At 69.5% G+C, this 16,189-nt stretch carries 15 protein-coding genes and 1 tRNA gene; 7 read left to right on the top strand and 9 right to left on the bottom strand.

The features are described 5' to 3' along the window. Positions 1-79: 79 nt before the first annotated feature. Positions 80-1,351, top strand: coding sequence for an XRE family transcriptional regulator (locus IAG42_RS19155; protein ID WP_188338195.1), 1,272 nt, complete (start codon positions 80-82; stop codon positions 1,349-1,351). Next, positions 1,348-1,896, top strand: coding sequence for a GNAT family N-acetyltransferase (locus tag IAG42_RS19160; RefSeq protein ID WP_188338196.1), 549 nt, complete (start codon positions 1,348-1,350; stop codon positions 1,894-1,896). The genes IAG42_RS19155 and IAG42_RS19160 overlap by 4 nt, the downstream gene beginning before the upstream one ends. A gap of 27 nt (positions 1,897-1,923) precedes the next feature. Here IAG42_RS19160 and IAG42_RS19165 read toward each other — a convergent pair whose 3' ends face one another. The 5 genes from IAG42_RS19165 to IAG42_RS19185 form a co-directional block, all read right to left on the bottom strand. Then, on the bottom strand, positions 1,924-2,271 hold the full coding sequence (locus IAG42_RS19165; RefSeq protein ID WP_188338197.1) for a hypothetical protein: 348 nt from the start codon (positions 2,269-2,271) through the stop codon (positions 1,924-1,926). Between the two features lie 101 nt (positions 2,272-2,372). After that, entirely contained in the window at positions 2,373-4,082 is a 1,710-nt protein-coding gene (locus IAG42_RS19170; RefSeq protein WP_223206073.1) for a relaxase/mobilization nuclease domain-containing protein, read from the bottom strand. Beyond that, positions 4,079-4,600: a plasmid mobilization protein gene (locus IAG42_RS19175; RefSeq protein ID WP_317453323.1), complete on the bottom strand. Its 522-nt coding sequence runs from the start codon at positions 4,598-4,600 to the stop codon at positions 4,079-4,081. The genes IAG42_RS19170 and IAG42_RS19175 overlap by 4 nt, the downstream gene beginning before the upstream one ends. Before the next feature lie 236 nt (positions 4,601-4,836). Next, positions 4,837-5,619: a DUF2637 domain-containing protein gene (locus IAG42_RS19180; protein ID WP_223206074.1), complete on the bottom strand. Its 783-nt coding sequence runs from the start codon at positions 5,617-5,619 to the stop codon at positions 4,837-4,839. Between the two features lie 262 nt (positions 5,620-5,881). Beyond that, the gene (locus IAG42_RS19185) at positions 5,882-7,411 is read right to left on the bottom strand and encodes a DnaB-like helicase N-terminal domain-containing protein (RefSeq protein WP_223206075.1); all 1,530 of its coding nucleotides are present in this window, start codon (positions 7,409-7,411) and stop codon (positions 5,882-5,884) included. Between the two features lie 289 nt (positions 7,412-7,700). Between IAG42_RS19185 and IAG42_RS19190 the strand changes: the two genes are divergently transcribed. From IAG42_RS19190 to IAG42_RS19195, 3 genes are all read left to right on the top strand, one after another. Further along, positions 7,701-8,219 carry a helix-turn-helix domain-containing protein gene (locus tag IAG42_RS19190; RefSeq protein WP_223206076.1) on the top strand — a complete coding sequence of 173 codons (519 nt, stop codon included), beginning with the start codon at positions 7,701-7,703 and terminating at the stop codon, positions 8,217-8,219. Positions 8,220-8,350: 131 nt separating this feature from the next. Further along, positions 8,351-8,707 (top strand): helix-turn-helix domain-containing protein, encoded by a 357-nt coding sequence (locus IAG42_RS38055; protein WP_394811225.1) that lies wholly within the window; start codon positions 8,351-8,353, stop codon positions 8,705-8,707. Positions 8,708-8,734: 27 nt separating this feature from the next. Further along, on the top strand, positions 8,735-10,255 hold the full coding sequence (locus tag IAG42_RS19195; RefSeq protein ID WP_188338200.1) for a LacI family DNA-binding transcriptional regulator: 1,521 nt from the start codon (positions 8,735-8,737) through the stop codon (positions 10,253-10,255). A gap of 318 nt (positions 10,256-10,573) precedes the next feature. Here IAG42_RS19195 and IAG42_RS19200 read toward each other — a convergent pair. The 3 genes from IAG42_RS19200 to IAG42_RS19210 form a co-directional block, all read right to left on the bottom strand. Then, positions 10,574-10,647 (bottom strand) — tRNA-Pro (locus IAG42_RS19200). Positions 10,648-10,695: 48 nt separating this feature from the next. Next, on the bottom strand, positions 10,696-11,463 hold the full coding sequence (locus IAG42_RS19205; protein WP_223206077.1) for a Pr6Pr family membrane protein: 768 nt from the start codon (positions 11,461-11,463) through the stop codon (positions 10,696-10,698). 44 nt (positions 11,464-11,507) lie between these two features. Then, positions 11,508-12,449 carry a metallophosphoesterase gene (locus IAG42_RS19210; protein ID WP_188338201.1) on the bottom strand — a complete coding sequence of 314 codons (942 nt, stop codon included), beginning with the start codon at positions 12,447-12,449 and terminating at the stop codon, positions 11,508-11,510. A 95-nt stretch (positions 12,450-12,544) separates the two neighbouring features. Here IAG42_RS19210 and IAG42_RS19215 point away from each other — a divergent pair, with 95 nt between their 5' ends. Continuing rightward, the gene (locus tag IAG42_RS19215; RefSeq protein WP_188338202.1) at positions 12,545-13,009 is read left to right on the top strand and encodes a GatB/YqeY domain-containing protein; all 465 of its coding nucleotides are present in this window, start codon (positions 12,545-12,547) and stop codon (positions 13,007-13,009) included. A gap of 71 nt (positions 13,010-13,080) precedes the next feature. Here IAG42_RS19215 and IAG42_RS19220 read toward each other — a convergent pair whose 3' ends face one another. Further along, positions 13,081-15,327, bottom strand: a complete 2,247-nt coding sequence (locus IAG42_RS19220) for a transglycosylase domain-containing protein (RefSeq protein WP_188338203.1) — start codon at positions 15,325-15,327, stop codon at positions 13,081-13,083. 451 nt (positions 15,328-15,778) lie between these two features. Here IAG42_RS19220 and IAG42_RS19225 point away from each other — a divergent pair, with 451 nt between their 5' ends. Then, entirely contained in the window at positions 15,779-16,147 is a 369-nt protein-coding gene (locus IAG42_RS19225; protein ID WP_188338204.1) for a WhiB family transcriptional regulator, read from the top strand. The last annotated feature ends 42 nt before the right edge of the window (positions 16,148-16,189 follow it).

A 16,189-nucleotide genomic window follows, 5' to 3' on the forward strand; every position in this document is an offset into this window, starting at 1 on the left:
TGGCGGCCGGGAGCGGCGGACCGGAAGGTTTTACCTTCGGGCTTCAGCCGCAGGTCACCACACCGCTACCGTCCAAGTCATGGAGGCCAACGGGGTACTTCTGGATCGGATGCGAGAACTCGATCTGACTCAGGACGAGTTAGCCGAGGCGTGCAACGACGCGATCGAATCCCTCACCGGTGCGCGTGGGGCGATGTCGGCGCGCACCGTCTACAACCTGATCTACAGGACCCGTTGGCCACGCACCAAGCAGCGCATGGCGTTGGAGATCGTGCTCGGGAGGCCCGCTGTCGAGCTGGGCTTCATCCCGCGGACGAGTCCGCCCGTGGAGAGCGAGGATCCTGACGTGCACCGCCGAGCCTTCGGCACCTTGACTGCCTCACTGGCACTAGGCGCAGCCCTCCCCGCGACAGCAGCCGCCTCCCAGCACCGGGTCGGGGCCAGTGATGTCGGCCGCCTGCACAGCAAGTTCGCGGAGATCATCGCCAAGGACCATCGCCAGGGTGGACGGGCCAGCATCGAGCACCAGGCGCTCGCCCTGGCCGGTGAGGCATTGGGCCTGGTGCAGAGCGGCTCCTGCTCGCAGCGCGTGAAAGGCATGCTGTTCGCCACCGCCGCCTCCTTCACCAGTTCGGCGATGTGGGCCGCGATCGACGGCCGGCGCTTCGATGCCGCGCAACGCCACTTCGACCGGGCCACCGCCCTGGCCGGCATGTCCGGCGACCAGGCCATCCAGTTCCGCATCTGGTCCCACGCCGGATCCATGTACCGTCACCTCGGCCGCCCCGTCGACGCCCTCGCCGCCAACGACGCCGCTCGTCGCCTGCGCATCACCCGCACCGACCCGATGTTCGCCGCCCTCGGCCATGCCCGACACGCCGCCATTCACGGCGTCTGCCGCGACCCGCGCGCCATCGAACGCTGCATGGACCTGGCCCTCGACGCCTACGACCGCGCCGAAGCCGACGCACCTCGTCCTCTCTGGCTCATCGCCTTCTTCGACCGGGCCGAGATCCACTCGCTGGCCACTGCCGCTCACCTCGCCGCCCACGACTACGAAGCGGCCGAGGGGCATGCCCACAAGAGCCTCGCCCTCCTGCGTGCCCCGCTGACCCGCTCCCGCGCCATCACCACCACCCGCCTCGCCCGCGCCCAGCTCGGCCAGGGCGACATCGGACCAGCCGTCCGCACCGCGATGTCCATGCCCGACCCTCAGGCCGCACACCCCCGCGTCCACGGCATGCTGACCACCTTCGGTTACACCCTCGAACGCCTCGCCCCCGGCTCCAGCCACGCTCGTCTCTGGGCCGGGTACGCCCACGACCACCACCTCGAAGGACCCACCCGATGACCCTCGACGTCACCCTGGAACACGCCCACGACATCGACACCGTGTGGGAGACCCTCATCGACCTCTACGCCCAGGTCCGCGCCGACCAGCTCCACCTCCCGCACTACTCGGTGGAGCGCTACGCCGAACGCCTCGCCCGACACGGCAAGGAACCGGGCTGGGAGACCGTCATCGCCCGCATCGACGGCACCCCCGTCGGCTACGGCTACTGCAACACCCTCACCCCGGTCACCGACCGCTGGTGGCAGCGAACCGCTCCCGAACCCGCCCCCGAGATCGCGTCCCGCACCACGGTCGCGATCAAGGAAATGATGGTCCTGGACACCCACCGTCGTCGCGGTGTCGCCCGCGCCTTCCACGACTCCCTCCTCGCCGGCCGTGAGGAGGAGCAGGCTTCCCTGATGGTGTCCCCGGCCAACCAGGACGGCCGTGTCCAGGCCCTCTACGAGAAGTGGGGCTACGAGTCGATCGGGCGCTCGCAGTCGGCACCGGACGCGCCTGCGCTGACGGTCATGATCCGGCCCGTCCGACTGCCGACCTCCTGATCCGGCAAGCATGGCTGCTCCTCGGGCTCAGTAGGCGATGGTCCCGTTCACGGGTTCCTGGCGCTTGGCCCACGTATGGAACTTCTCGAAGAGAGTGGTGGTGAACAACCCTGCTGCGAACGTGGCATCCCATTGTGTGCCGTCCACAGGAAGGATGTTGCGGGTCCGGATGAACACCATGCCAGGGTGGCTGTTCATGGTGAAGGTGGCAGTCGCCCTGACACCGTCGAGATGATCTCCAAACGCGATCCGCAGGAGGGCACCTTCCTGCCCCTCTTCGGTCATCCCCTGCTGTATCTCCTCGGTAGCGACCTCGCGGAAATGCTGCAGATAAGCCTCGGCCTCGGGGGTGCCGGGGTGCACGCCGATGGACATCGGCTCCTCCTGCCCAAAAGGGACGGTCGTCGCAGGACCGAATGTCCATATTCTTGCGTCTGCGACCTCGCGCTGCCCGGTGGAACCAACCCCTGAGCCCTTCAGCGGGAACGGCCCGACCGGGGCACCGTCGGCGTACCCATCGGTGTTCCCTGGGCGCCGAAGAACGGCCCATGATGTGGCCGGTTGGCATGGCCGCTGCGTGCCTGCGCCGCGCGGGCCCGTGCGCTGGGGGCGGGACGGGCCGCAAGTCGCTGGATACGCCAGGTCAGGACACGGGCCGGCGAGGCTGCGTCGTCCAGGGCCCGCTGATGGGCCGCTTGCTGGAGAAGCCGTTGGGGATCATGTCCTGCCGCTTCGGCGTCGGCCAGAACAGTGGACAGGGCACCGAAGCCAGGGTCCTCGATGATCTCCCCAGCGTGCTCCGGAACGGCCCGGTGAAGATGGCGGATGTGCTGGTCGGCGACATGCTGGGGTGGCCGACGCTGAGTGAGGGCGGCCAGCGGTAGGGCTGCGGCCTGGTCGTAGGCGCTCTCCAGGTGGCTCAGGGTCTGGCGGGCGGCGGCTGCCTGCTGACCGTGATGGCGGAGCTCGTGCCAGCGGGCGGCAGCGACGACCACGAGGATCGCGGCGTCGAGGAACATCGCGAGCAGGGCACCGTCCCGGGGCGCAGGCTCGCGAAGGATGGCACGCACGGCGCCGCGTAGGGCACGGGCGTGCTGGTGGTCGGGCTGGGTTCGGGAGCGAGTGGCTCGCTCGAACTGCGCGGCGGCCTGCTGTAGATGGGAGCGTGCGCCCTTGGGCGCGACAAGAGGTAGTGCGTCGAGGGCCTCGCCGAACGCGGCCAAGTGCGCTTGCGCGGCTGCGTCGTCATGGCGTTCCAAGTGGTGCGGGATGCGCTCCGTGGACGCGGTGGCCCGGTGCCAGGGATTGGTCTCGCGCGACCCCTGTAGCTGCTGATAGTCGGTGGCGTCGAGGCGCCGACGGATCTTGGGCAGTGACAGGTCAGGAGCGAGGGTGGATCCGGAGTACCAGACGGGCTCGCCGGCCTGGTTGATGTCACCGGCGAGGGCGACGGTGTAGCCGCGCACGTCTCCTGAGGGGAAGTGCTTGATCTCTACGCGGACCCCGTCCATGGCTTCCAACAGGCGGACGAACTCTTCGGTGCTCGTTGCCGCGGCTACGGCCGTGCGCACGGTGGTCCGCAAACGTTCGCGGGCACTGTGCGCCTGACCCGTGCGCTTGGCCTTCTCCTGTTCGGCGCGGGTGGGTCGCTTGGCGGCCGTGCGGTCGCCGCGGACCACTTGCTGGAGCCCGTACTCCTTCTCGACGGCTGCGAGTTCGCGGTCGGCGGTGAGGTAGTCGTTCCAGTGGCGGGCGGTGCGCAGGTCGGCGCGGACCTTGGTGGCGGCGATGTGGATGTGATCCGGGGCGTGGCGGACGGCGACCCAGCGGCAGGCGTCAGGGTCGTCCTTGGGCGCGATGCCTGTGGCGGCGACAACGCGGCGGGCGATGTCGGCCCAGTCGTCGTCGCTGAGGTGGCGGTCGGTGTCGGCGGCGCGGATCGAGCAGTGCCACACGTGTTGTTCGGGGGTGCGGCCCAGTCGCTTCGCCTGTTTGACGTGCAGGTCGAGGTCGGCGACGAGTTCCTTCCTGGCGGTGTCGAAGTCGTCGGCGCGACCAGGGTCGGGGGCGAAGCCGTCCCAGGAGGCGACCAGGTGAGGGTCGGTGTGGTCCTTGGCCTTCTTGGTGTCGTACAGGTAGCGGATGAGGCCGGCGGTGCTCTTGCCGCCGCTGATCTTGGCGATCATCCGGCCGCCTTGTTGGCGACGGTCTGGTTCGTGGCCTGGGCAATGTGGCGGACGGCTGTGCCAACGGCGGTGAGCGTGAGGCCGGTCTGGGCCAGCAGCCCGCTGTCCCCAGGGTGTGGATGGCCGCCGGAGTTGAGTTTCCGGGCGATCTGGTTGACGTTGTGGCCGATCCTGGCGACCTGCTGGCGCAGGGCGTTCAGCTCGTCGATGTAGTCGTCGAGGGCCGTGCGTTGGCCGGCGGGTGCGAGGTCGCCGTGGACGTGGCCCAGAGCGACGAGGGCCACGTAGTGGGCGCCGCTGATGTTCAGCGACCTGGCCTTGCTGACGATGGCGGCCTTCTCCTCGGCGCTGTAGCGGGCGTCGACGCGATCTTTGCGGCGTCCCTCGGGGTTGGGCTTGCGGCGGCGGGCGACTCGTCGCAGGGCGGCTTCGTCGGCGGCACGCGGCAGCGGGACGGGCACGTCAGCGACGGGCTGTTCCTCCTCGGGCACCCCCTGGTGCCCGATTGCCTCCGCCACCCCCGGGGCGGAGGCTTCCCCGTGGGACCGGCCGGTGGACGGTCCAGCGGGATACCTTGCTGGCTCGGTGGAAGCTTTCGTGTTCGGCTTCACCTCCGGTGTCGTGGTCGGCAGTTGCTGCTTCGGAATGCGCATGAGGGCCTGTTCTGTGTGGGGTGAGGGTGCGGGCGTGACCTGGACGGAGCTCGTCCCCGTGCTGACCGGCACGGGGACGAGGCGCAGGTGCTGGGCGGCGGCTAGGTGACGAGCACAGGGTCTTGGGCGCTCTGTTCCTGGACGGTGGCCCCGTCGAGTTCGGCCTGGAGCGCGTCCTTCACGCGTTCCGCGTCGTCCTTGCTGATCGAACGCCCGGTGCCGCGGACCGTTTCCTCGATGTGGCGGCGAGAGGCTTTGCCGCCGCGTCCTCGTGGCGCCGTGCGGGCGAGGGCGAGCAGCTCGTGGTCGACGGGCGTTGATTCCTCGCCCGCGGTCGGAGGGTTCTCGCTGACGGGCGTGGGCTCGTCAGCGATCTCCGGTGCCACGTTTGCCACGTTCCACGGTGCGGCCGCCACATCGACCGGCCGCGTCTCCTCGTCAGTGCGCTCGGCGGAGAGATGGCGGTTGATGACGAGATGGAGGTGCACGGCGCCGGCGAGGGCGAGCGGGGCGATGGCGGAGAGGGCCCCGACGGTGGCGTTGTCGAGGTGGAGTCGGGTGCGTTCGTTGAGGCGGACGGCGTGCAGGGCGTTGGCCCAGATGCTGGTGATCGTCGCGAGGCCGACGAGCGTCCAGACGTAGAGGCGGGAGCGCAGTGGGGCGGTGCGCAGCACGATGAGGGCGATGACGCCGAGGGCGATGAAGCCGTCGATCACGAGCGGGAAGAGGTAGGTGAGGACTCCCCGGATGTGGGCGGCGACGGCCATCTGGCGCAGGGCGTCGTAGGACAGCGTGAACCCCACGACGGCGAGGAGGACGACGCCGGTGCGGACGGTGCCGCCACCGCGTAGCGCGGTCGGGGATATCGGTGCAGGAGAGTGCAAGGCGGTGGGCTCCAGGTGGAGGGGTGGGGCTTGTGGGGTGGGGTGCAGGGGGCGTTCACGGAGGGGGCGTTCACGCGGGCCCCCTTCTAAAGGGGGCCCCGCGCGTGTACGCCTGGGCGCGTGTACGGCGTGGACGCTCGCGTGATCGTTTGACCTGCGACTTTGCGGTGAGCGTGTACGCCGTGAGCGGGTCGTGGTGCCGTGTGTCCGTGAGGGCCGCGTGTACGGTTCCGTGAACGCTTTCGCGGGGTCGTCGGCGGGTTCAGCCGACGGCGGTGAGGTGCCGGGCGGTGGCGTAGTAGCGGGCCTGCTGGCCGCCTCCGGCTCCGCCGGCGATGCCGTCGGCCTTGTTCGCCAGGCCGGTGCTGACGAGGCGTTCGAGGTGGCGGCGTGCCTTCTCGACGTCGGCGCGTTCGGGGTCGCCTGAGCCGGTCAGGACGGTCGCGAGCTCGCGGGTGCTCAGCCCGTTGGGGGCGTTGCGCAGCAGGACGGCGGGGTCCTTGCTGGGGTCGACGGTGGTGGTGCCGCGCCGGTGGTCGTGGGTGACGTCCAGCGGGCCGACTTCCCCGGTGGGGGTTTTGAGGTGGTGCAGGGTGACGGCGGGGTCGCCTGCGCGGCCGGTGACGAACAGGACGCTGCCCGCGCCGGCGGTGAACCAGGTGGAGCCGTAGACCTGGTCGAGCGCGGGGCGCTGACCGCGCGGTGCGTCGGCGGTGGCCTTGCGCTGGTGGTGCAGTTCCAGGATCTCCACGCCGCCGCGCAGGGCGCGCATGCGGGCGTTGTGGAAGGAGACGGCCAGGCTGTCGTCGACCATGGTGCTGACGGCGTCCTTGAGGCTGTCGATCACGATGGTGTCGGCCTGGTGTGCGGCGGCGAGGTCGGCGAGGAGGTCGGGCTCCTTGTCGAGGGTGGCCGGCAGCGGGCCTTCCCAGACGACGAGCCCGTCGCGGAGGATTTTCTCGTCGGTGTCGAAGACGCGGCGGGCCATGGCCTTGGCGATCTGCTTGGGCCGGTCCATGGCGAGGTAGAGCACCCGCCTGCTCGGCGCGACCGGCATCTCCAGGACCGTCTCGGACAGGCCGAGGCGGGCGAAGATCACCTGATGGGCGAGGGTCGTCTTTCCGACGCCGGGGGCGCCGACGATCATCAGGCTCTCGCCCGGCGCCCATACGGCCTTGTCCGGCGTACCCCACAGCGGCTCGGCGTCCGCACCGGTCTCCTTGACGAAGGACCAGCCGTCCCTGGCGAAGCGGTTGAGGCGGCCCTGCCCGGAGGCCAGCGCCCGCTCCCGCTCGGCCCGCATCTCGGCTTCGACCTCGCTGCGTATCGCCTCGGGGTCGGCACCCGGCTCTTGGGCCCGCTGAACGGTGTGGACGGCGGATGCGAGCAGTCGGCGGAGGTTGGCCTTATTGCGGATGATGTCCGCGTGGTGCTCTGTGCTGCCGACGCTGTGGTGGAGGTCGGCGAGCTGGTGCACGTAGACGAGGCCGCCGACGCGCTGGAGGTCGCCCTGTTGCTGGAGCAGCTCGGTGAGGACGACCGGGTCGGTCGGCTTGTCCTCGCGCCGCAGAGCCAGCAGCGCACGCCAGATCGTCTCGTGCGCCGGCCGGTAGAAGGCGTCGTCACCGACGATGTGCCGGACCGTGTCGATGACGCCGCTGTCGTGCATGCAGGCGCCGAGCACCGCGCGCTCGGCGTCCATGTTGTACGGCGGCTCCACCACGTCCACGGGCGCGGAGCCGTCCTCGTATCGGGATGGCGTGTTCGGCCGGGCGTCGGCCATACTGGGCATCAGCTCCTCTGCTCGCGGGCCATATGGGACGGCAATCCCGGTCTCCGCGGGTCGATCGCTAGGGATGGCGGTTGAGAGGTTTGCGCTTGAGCCCCCGGCTGCAACCGGGGGCTTTTCGCGTTCCGGGCGTGTGTCGAGCGCTCGGACCCCCGGTTTCGCGTGGGGTGGGGGAGCCATCACTATGCCACAGCTTCTGCGGTTCGCAGAGCCATTCTGCGAACCGCAGAATGGATGCTATTGTTCTGGTGGGCCGCTGCACCTTGCGGAGGCCGCCACGAACGGAGGTTCCGTGAAGGACGAGGACGCCACAGACGGCGGCGTGCTGCTCAGGGGCGAGACCAACGTCGCGGTGCGCATCAAACTGGAGCGCGAGGCGCGCGGCTGGAGCACCAACGCCCTCTCCGACCGCCTGAACGAGGCCGGCTTCGAGATGAACCCGTCCGCGGTCTGGCGGATCGAGAACGGCAAGCGCCGCATCAACCTCGACGAGGCCATCGGCTTCGCCGACGTCTTCGGCCTCGACCTGCGCAATCTCGTCGGCCCGCCGCAGCTGGCGGCCCAGGCCAGAGCCATGGAACTTATCGACGATGTTGTTGACGCCTTCCGTGGCACCCAGCGCGCCAACGCCGCTTTCACCGTGGCGCGCGATGCCTTCGATGCCTACGTGGCCGAGCACCCCGACATCCGTGAGGAGGCTGAGGTCGCAGTCAGCAGCGCCATCGCAGAGGAGGCCAGCAAGCAACTGATGAAAACGTACGGACCTCCGCCCAGCGAGCCCGGCGCCGCCGCTCCCGCCGACGAGGCATAACGCCTACCATCCACACTTCCCGCCCCGGGCCCGCAAACCCCCGGCGCGGGCAGCTCACCCTCGCCATCCCAGCGATCGATCGGCGGATCGGTGTTGCCGCACCCACGCCCGCCAGAAGAGGACACCCTCCTTTGCGCCACGCCGCGATACCCCATGCCCCGACTGTGCCCCTCCCGCGACTTCACCGTCCTGAGCAGGTGGCGGAGGTCCTCGGCTGCTCCACCTGGTGGGTCAAGGATCGGGCCCGCCGACGACTCATCCCCTTCACCCGCGTCGGCCGCGCCTACCGCTTCTCGGACGAGCACCTCGCCGAGATCATCCGCATGAACGAGGCGCGGCCTGCGCTGCCGCGGCAGCAGACACCGGTCACACCCACTCGCAAATCGCCTGCTCCTCAGCCCGCCTCGGCGTCCGCCGTTCCCACTTCGCGCCTGCGAGCCAGGCCGCCACGCCGAGCACGGCAGAGCCAGTTCGGGACCGCGGCCTAGTCCGACGACGAAGAAGGGGAGGGATACATGGGTTTCGGCGAGAAGCGCGGAAACTACTGGCGCGGCCGCTACAAGATCGCGCCCGGCAAGCACCTCACCGTCGTCGGCGAGGACGGCAAGCCGATCAGGTTCGCGACCAAGGGCGAAGCCCAGCGCGCCGCGAGCGAGGCAGAAAACAAATACCGGCGCGGTGATTGGCGCGACCCTGCGCTCGGCCAGGAGACATTCGGCGAGTACGCGAGCCGCTGGTACGAGGCCCAGGACCTGGCCGCCTCGACGATGCAGAACTACAAGCGCCACATCGAGGAGCACCTGCTCCCCGACTTCGAGGACAAGGCGCTCGCCGGCATCCTGCGCACCGACGTCGAACTGTGGGAGAAGAAGGAGCGGGCCGTGTATGCGGCGTCCAGCGTCAAGACCTGGCGCTCGACCCTCCACCTGATCTTCGAGGATGCGATCGACGAGGGTCTGCTCACGTCCAACCCGGCAGCCAGGCGACGCGGCCGGGGCAAGCGTGCGGGCCGCTCCCGCGACCGTGGTCCGGAGAAGGTCATCACCGATGCACTCGGCATCCTGCTCACCGCAGAGCGGGCAGCCCTGCTCTCCGGCCGCGACGACGAGTTCGTCGCCACGGTCCTCAAGGGCTACACCGGCATGCGCTGGGGCGAGGTCGTCGGCCTGCAAGCGGAGTTCGTGCGTGCCAACGCCGTCCGCGTCGAGTGGCAGCTGTACGAACTGGACACGGGCGAGCTGGTGCTCTGCCCGCCCAAGGACGACAGCTACCGCACCATCGACTCGCCGGAATGGCTGTCAGCCCTGGTCCTCAACCACATCGCCCGCACGAAGCCGACGCCATGCTCCTGCCACGGCAGGACCTACGTCTTCCGAGGCCAGGGCACAGCCCGCACCGGCGGCCACCAAGGCGCGAAGCTCGCCGACGTCGCACACCGAGCCGGCGTCTCCACGGGCACGGTGTCGAACGTCCTCAACCACCCGGACCGCGTCCGCGAGGACACCCGCATACGCGTCGAACTCGCCATCTCGGAACTCGGGTTCGTACGAGGAAGCGTCCCGTCGGAGTACGCAGCCCACTGGCGCCGCAACGGCTTCGCCACCTGGCTGTTCACCCCGGCGGTCTCCGGCTGGTACCCGAAGAAGGCGCCTCAGGAGGCCCGCCCGGTTCCGATCCTCGGCGAGCCGTGGCCGGGTATCCCAGCGCGGGGCCGAGGCGCCACCGACCGGGCGGACGCCTGCTGGCTCCCGATCGCCAAGGGCCTCACACCTCACGGCCTGCGCCACACCCACCGCACGATGATGGAGGACCTCGGCACCGAGAAGGTCCTCATGGACGAACGCATGGGCCACATCGACGGCTCGGTCTCAGCGCGCTATGCCCACGTCACACCGGGTATGCGCCGGCGCCTCAGGGCCGGCCTGACCGAGCAGTGGGAAGGGGCAATTGAAGCTCGACTTGCCATGTCTCCCCGTACACCGGTGCGCGTACTCGACAAGATCCTGCACGCGCGGGCAACCGTAGGACGAACGTAGTCCCTATCGGCATTGCGCTGTGGGGCCGCCGCATGGCACCGGAAGGGAGAGCTTCTACTGTGTGCCTCTGCTGCGGCGCGTGCCTTGCCCCATCCTGTTGGGACACAACCAGGCGGGCCAGTGCGGGTCAGGTGGAGGCCCCCGCCGGCTGGGCGCTCGACCTCGTCGAGCACGAGTCCTTCGTGGCTTCGCTAGTGGGGGCCACTCTGAAGCCGGATCCCGAAGTCGGCTCCCAAATGGCTCCCAGATCGGCCCCCAGACGCAAATCAGGCCCGGTGCTGATTTCTCAGTACCGGGCCTGACCTGGTGTTTCGGCTGTCGGGGTGGCGGGATTTGAACCCACGACCTCTTCGTCCCGAACGAAGCGCGCTGCCAAGCTGCGCTACACCCCGATGTCGTTGCTCCGCTCTCTGCTGTTCTGCAGGTCGCGGCGACATCGATTACTTTAGCGGACCGGCGGCCTGAGACGAAATCCGGTTTTCGGCGGGGGCGATCGCGGGGCGGATCCGGTCCAGCCCGACGAGGGCCAGAGCCAGCCCGTAGAAGGCGAGACCGAAGGTCAGGCCGTTGCCGAGGACGCCCGCGTAGCCGTGCGCGTCGACGTCCAGGAACGGGTACGGGTAGCGGGCCGGCGTGCCCGGGGTCATGATCGCGCCGCGGACGAGGGCGAAGCCGAGGTAGGCCAGCGGGTAGGCGAGCCAGAGCGCGGCGTGCCGCAGGCGCAGGGCGCCGGGGGCGGTGAACAGGAGCCAGTCGAGGGCGGCGCCGATCGGGCTGACCGTGTGCAGGAGCTGGTTGGAGACCTGGCGGGGCCCGGTCATGACGGCCTGGGCGGCGTCGTCCGTCATGGAGAAGCCGCTGGAGTCGTTGGCCAGGATCAGGTGGTAGACGAGCCCGGTGATGCCGATGAACAGGAGCGTGCCGCCGGTGACCAGGGGCGGCAGCGCGGGGCGCCCGCTCCAGGCCCGCAGCGCGCCGGCGGCGAGGACGACCGCGACCAGGATGTTCGACTGGATCGTGAAGTAGCTCAGGACGCGCAGCACGCTGTTGCTGATCGAGAGGTCGATGACGATGCCGGTGACGGCGGCCAGGGCGACGAGCGCGCGGAAGGCGGCGGCCAGGGCCGAGGAGCGGCGCCGGAGCGGAACGGCTCCGGCGCCCTCGGGCACCGGGACGGCGGGATCGGCGCCGGCATCGGGTGTGATCATGCCGCCACGCTAGAGCGGCCCGACCGGCCGGGCGAGCCGAAGCCTCAGGACCGCTTCGGGGCCAGGGTCAGGAGCGTCGCCTCGGGCGGGCAGGCGAAGCGGAACGGGGTGTAGCGGTTGGCGCCGCAGCCGGCCGAGACATGGAGGTACGAGGTGCGGCCCCCGGCCTCGTGCGTGGACAGGCCCTTCACTCGGTCGGTGTCCAGGTCGCAGTTGGTGACCAGGGCGCCGTAGAAGGGGATGCAGACCTGACCGCCGTGGGTGTGGCCCGCGAGGATCAGCGGATACCCGTCGGCGGTGAAGGCGTCCAGCGAGCGCAGGTACGGGGCGTGCACGACGCCGAAGGAGAAGTCCGGGCCGGACAGCGGGCCGCCCGCGACCTCGTCGTACCGGTCGCGCTTGATGTGCGGGTCGTCCACACCGGTGAGCCCGAGCTCGATCCCGGCGACCTTGAGCACGCCCCGGGTGTTGGTCAGGTTCAGCCAGCCGGCCTCGTCGAAGCCGTCGCGCAGGTCCTCCCACGGGTTGTGGATCGCGCCGACGACCGGCGGGTTCCCGTTCAGTCCGTGGCGGCCCTGCACCTTCTCGAGGAGGTACTTGGCGGGGTTGCGCGGCTTGGGCCCGTAGTAGTCGTTCGACCCGAAGACGTACGCGCCGGGGAACTCCATGAGCGGGCCGAGCGCGTCCAGGACCTCCGGGACGCCCTCGGGGTCGGAGAGGTTGTCGCCCGTGTTGATGACGAAGTCGGGGCGCAGACCGGCCAGCGAGCGCAGCCAGCGCTGCTTCTTGCGCTGCCCGCTCACCATGTGGATGTCGGAGACCTGGAGGACGCGCAGCGGTCGCATGCCCGCGGGCAGGACCGGGACGGTCACCCGGCGCAGCCGGAAGGAGCGGGCCTCGAAGCCCACGGAGTAGGCGAGTCCGGCGGCACCCACCGCCGCGACGCCGGCTGAGACCTTCAGGGGAATCCCGTATCGCGCGCGCATACGTCCATCGTGTCAGACGCGCGGCGCGGTCCGTCCGGGGGAGGGGCGGGGAAATCCGCGGGCGCTGACGCTGTGACACCTGCGACAATCGAGTCATGACCACGCTCAAGTCGAAGCTGCAGGACGACCTCAACGCCGCGATCAAGGGGCGTGACGAGCTGCGCTCCTCGACGCTCCGGATGACTCTCGCCGCGATCACGACCCAGGAGGTCGCGGGCAAGGAGAAGCGCGAGCTCTCCGACGACGAGGTGCAGGCCGTGATCGTCAAGGAGGCGAAGAAGCGCCGCGAGGCGGCCGAGGCCTTCGACAAGGGCGGCCGTGCCGAGTCCGCCGCCCGCGAGAAGGCGGAGGGCGAGGTGCTCGCCGAGTACCTGCCGCAGCAGCTGTCCGACGCCGAGCTGGAGCAGATCGTCGCGCAGGCGGTCGAGGAGGCGAAGGCGGCCGGTGCCGAGGGCGGCAAGGCCATGGGCCAGGTCATGAAGATCGTGAAGCCGAAGGTGGGGGACCGCGCCGAGGGCGGCCGCGTCGCCGCGACGGTCAAGCGCCTGCTGCTCGGCTGAGAGCAGCCGCACCCGGACATGTGAGAGGGCGCCCCCGTCGGGGGCGCCCCTCTCATCTGCTCATCAGGGAACTAGTGGCGCCAGCCGCCGTTCCCCCCGTTCCCGTTGCCGCCGCTGATCAGGTCCGGCGGGAGCGAGACGCCGGGGAAGGGGTCGTCGCCCCCGCCGCCGTCACCCGGCTTGGCGTCGTCGTGGCCCTTGTCGCGGTCCTTGTCCCGGTCCTTGTGCTTGTCCTTGTCGGGGTCCGGGATGTCGACCTTGTTGAAGGTCGGCGCGGGCTTGCCGGAAAGCGCGCCCGTCATGGCGTCGCGCCAGATCGGACCCGGCACCTCACCACCGAAGACCTTGGCCTGGTAGACGCCGCCGATCGTGATGTTCACCATCGGGACCGACTGGCTGGCGCTGCCGACCCAGACCGCGCCCGACAGGTTCGGCGTGTAGCCGACGAACCAGGCGTTCTTGCGGCCGTCGGTCGTACCGGTCTTACCGGCGTTGTCCCGGCTCTGGAGGCCGGCCTTCTGACCGGTACCGGAGTCGGTCACCCCGCTCAGCAGGGTGTTGATCTTGTCGGCGGTCTGCTCGGACATGGCCCGCGAGCACGTGGTCTTCGGCACCTTGAGCGCCTTGCCGTTCGGCCCGGTGATCGCGTCGATGGCGACCGGCGTGCAGTACGTGCCGCGGTTGGCGAACGCCGCGTAGGCGGAGGCCATGGTCAGCGGCGACAGACCGGTCGAACCGAGGGTCATCGAGGACGGCACCTCGTCGACCTTCTTGCCGTTGCCCTGGACGACGCCCAGCTTGTCGGTCATCTGGACGACGGGGCACATGCCGGTGTCGGCGAGCATCTGCACGAAGTACGTGTTGATGGACTTCTCCATCGCCTCCTTGAGGCGATAGGGGCCGACCTCCGACTCGTTCTCGTTCTCCACCTGGTAGCCGCCGTCGTTGACCCACGGCTTCCCGCTGCAGGTCTGCACCTGCTTCGGGTACGGCATCTCGTACGGGGCCGGGTACTCCTGCGTCACCGGCGTGCCGCCCTCCAGGGCGGCGGCGGCGAGGAACGGCTTGAACGTCGAACCGGTCGGGAAGCCGTACCCCGAGCCGTTGTAGGCCGCGTTGACCGAGTAGTTGAGGACCGTCTCGTTCTTGTCCTTGTCGGTGCCGTACGGCTTCGACTGGCCCATGCCGACGATCTTGCCGGTGCCGGGCTCGACGAGGGTGACGGCCGTGGCGACCTTGTCCGACTTGTAGACGTGGTTCTTGACCGAGGTCTGCACGGACTCCTGGGACTGCGGGTCCAGGGTGGTCCTGATGGTCAGGCCGCCGCGCTGCCACAGCTTGCTGCGGTCCTCCTGCGACTTGCCGAAGACCGGGTCGCTGAGGAAGACCTCGCGCACGTAGTCGCAGAAGAAGGAGGCGCCCTTGACCGCGGTGATGCACCCGTTCTGCGGGCGCTTCACCTTGAGGCCGAGCGGGCTGGCCTTGGCCTTGTCGGCGTCGGCCTGCGAGATGTCGTGGACGTCGGCCATGCGCTGCAGCACGACGTTGCGCCGGCGCTTGGCCTCCTCCTCGTCGTTGACCGGGTCGTAGCGGCTGGGGGACTGGACGATGCCGGCGAGCATCGCCGCCTGCTGCACGTTCAGGTCCTTGGCGTGCTTGGAGAAGTAGCGCTGGGCCGCGGCCTCGACGCCGTACGCCTGCTGCCCGAAGTACGTGATGTTCAGGTAGTTGGCGAGGATCTTCTTCTTGCCCAGCTCGTCCTCGACCTGGATCGCGTACTTCAGCTCCTTGACCTTGCGGCCGATGGTCTGCTGCGTCGCCTGCGCCAGCTTGGTCGGGTCGTCGCCCGCCTCTTCCATGAACACGTTCTTCACGTACTGCTGGGTGAGCGTGGACGCGCCCTGCGAGACGCCGCCGTTCTGCGCGTTCGCGTTGATGGCGCGCAGGATGCCCTTGGCGTCGACGGCCCCGTGCTCGTAGAAGCGCGAGTCCTCGATCGCGACGATCGCCTTCTGCATGTACGGCGAGATCTCGTCGAGCGGGACCACCGTGCGGTCACGGGCGTAGACGGTCGCGATCGTGCCGCCCTGGTTGTCCAGGATGGTGGTGCGCTGCATGAGCGGGGGCGTCTTCAGATTGGCCGGGATCTCGTCGAACCCCTCGACCGATCCCTTGGCCGCGAGGCCGAGCGCGCCCGCAGCGGGCAGCGCGATTCCGGCGAGCACGGCTCCGGCGAGCACGCTGACACCGAGGAACTTGGCGGCCTGTTGGGCCGGCGACAGACCGCCGCCGCCACCGGCCGAGCGCTTCTTTCCCATGGGGGGCAGCCTACGTTCTGATTCTCCGGACAGGCGTATATGCCTTGGCCTAAGCTGCACTCAACTGTCACAGCAGTGCGGTCTCGTATCAAGACGTGGGACGACCCCGAATCGTTCCCGGCACTTTTTCCGTGCCTCTTGTAGTCATTTCCGTCCCCGCCCGCGCACGCGGATTCCGGGGTTCCGGGCGTGTCCGAATCCGCCTCATATGTCGCCCGACGTCCGTTCTGGCTCAGATGAACTGCCCCGTTTTGCCGGGGTTATTACGCATGTCCCTCGGTCACTCCGTCGGGTGATCTGCCGCTTACGCATAGTCCGTTCGGACCATTCAAGATTGGGCCCGAAGGGGGTGTTGCGCTGTGCCCACCTTCCGTAACGTCCTCAACTGGCGGCGGTGAATATGCCGCTGCCGCCGTGGGGGAGCCTCGATTCGGGAGAGGACGGCGCCGGTATGGGCTGGGTAGTCGACTGGAGTGCGCAGGCGGCCTGCCGCACTACCGATCCGGATGAACTGTTCGTTCAAGGAGCAGCGCAGAACCGGGCGAAGGCGGTGTGCACGGGATGCCCCGTGCGCACCGAGTGCCTCGCCGACGCGCTGGACAATCGCGTCGAGTTCGGCGTGTGGGGCGGCATGACCGAACGGGAGCGACGCGCGCTGCTGCGCCGGCGTCCGACCGTCACGTCGTGGCGCCGGCTGCTTGAGACGGCACGGACGGAGTACGAGCGCGGTGCGGGGCTGCTGCCCGCCGAGCTCGAGGAGGACGTGGCGGACGGCTCGCACGAGTACTGCGAGGACGACCGGTACGCGGCCGTCGGGTAGAGAGCGCGGCCCGGGTGGCGTGACAGCGCCCGGCGCGCGCCG

The organism is Streptomyces xanthii (assembly GCF_014621695.1).
GTDB classification, from domain to species: domain Bacteria; phylum Actinomycetota; class Actinomycetes; order Streptomycetales; family Streptomycetaceae; genus Streptomyces; species Streptomyces xanthii.

Excerpts from the sequence above, each read along its gene's own strand:
- IAG42_RS19155 (WP_188338195.1), top strand. The coding sequence starts at position 80 with ATGGAGGCCAACGGGGTACTTCTGGATCGGATGCGAGAACTCGATCTG.
- IAG42_RS19160 (WP_188338196.1), top strand. The coding sequence starts at position 1,348 with ATGACCCTCGACGTCACCCTGGAACACGCCCACGACATCGACACCGTG.
- IAG42_RS19185 (WP_223206075.1), bottom strand. The coding sequence starts at position 7,411 with ATGCCCAGTATGGCCGACGCCCGGCCGAACACGCCATCCCGATACGAG.
- IAG42_RS19205 (WP_223206077.1), bottom strand. The coding sequence starts at position 11,463 with ATGATCACACCCGATGCCGGCGCCGATCCCGCCGTCCCGGTGCCCGAG.
- IAG42_RS19225 (WP_188338204.1), top strand. The coding sequence starts at position 15,779 with ATGGGCTGGGTAGTCGACTGGAGTGCGCAGGCGGCCTGCCGCACTACC.
- IAG42_RS19220 (WP_188338203.1), bottom strand. The coding sequence starts at position 15,327 with ATGGGAAAGAAGCGCTCGGCCGGTGGCGGCGGCGGTCTGTCGCCGGCC.
- IAG42_RS19170 (WP_223206073.1), bottom strand. The coding sequence starts at position 4,082 with ATGATCGCCAAGATCAGCGGCGGCAAGAGCACCGCCGGCCTCATCCGC.
- IAG42_RS19165 (WP_188338197.1), bottom strand. The coding sequence starts at position 2,271 with ATGTCCATCGGCGTGCACCCCGGCACCCCCGAGGCCGAGGCTTATCTG.
- IAG42_RS19195 (WP_188338200.1), top strand. The coding sequence starts at position 8,735 with ATGGGTTTCGGCGAGAAGCGCGGAAACTACTGGCGCGGCCGCTACAAG.
- IAG42_RS19215 (WP_188338202.1), top strand. The coding sequence starts at position 12,545 with ATGACCACGCTCAAGTCGAAGCTGCAGGACGACCTCAACGCCGCGATC.
- IAG42_RS19210 (WP_188338201.1), bottom strand. The coding sequence starts at position 12,449 with ATGCGCGCGCGATACGGGATTCCCCTGAAGGTCTCAGCCGGCGTCGCG.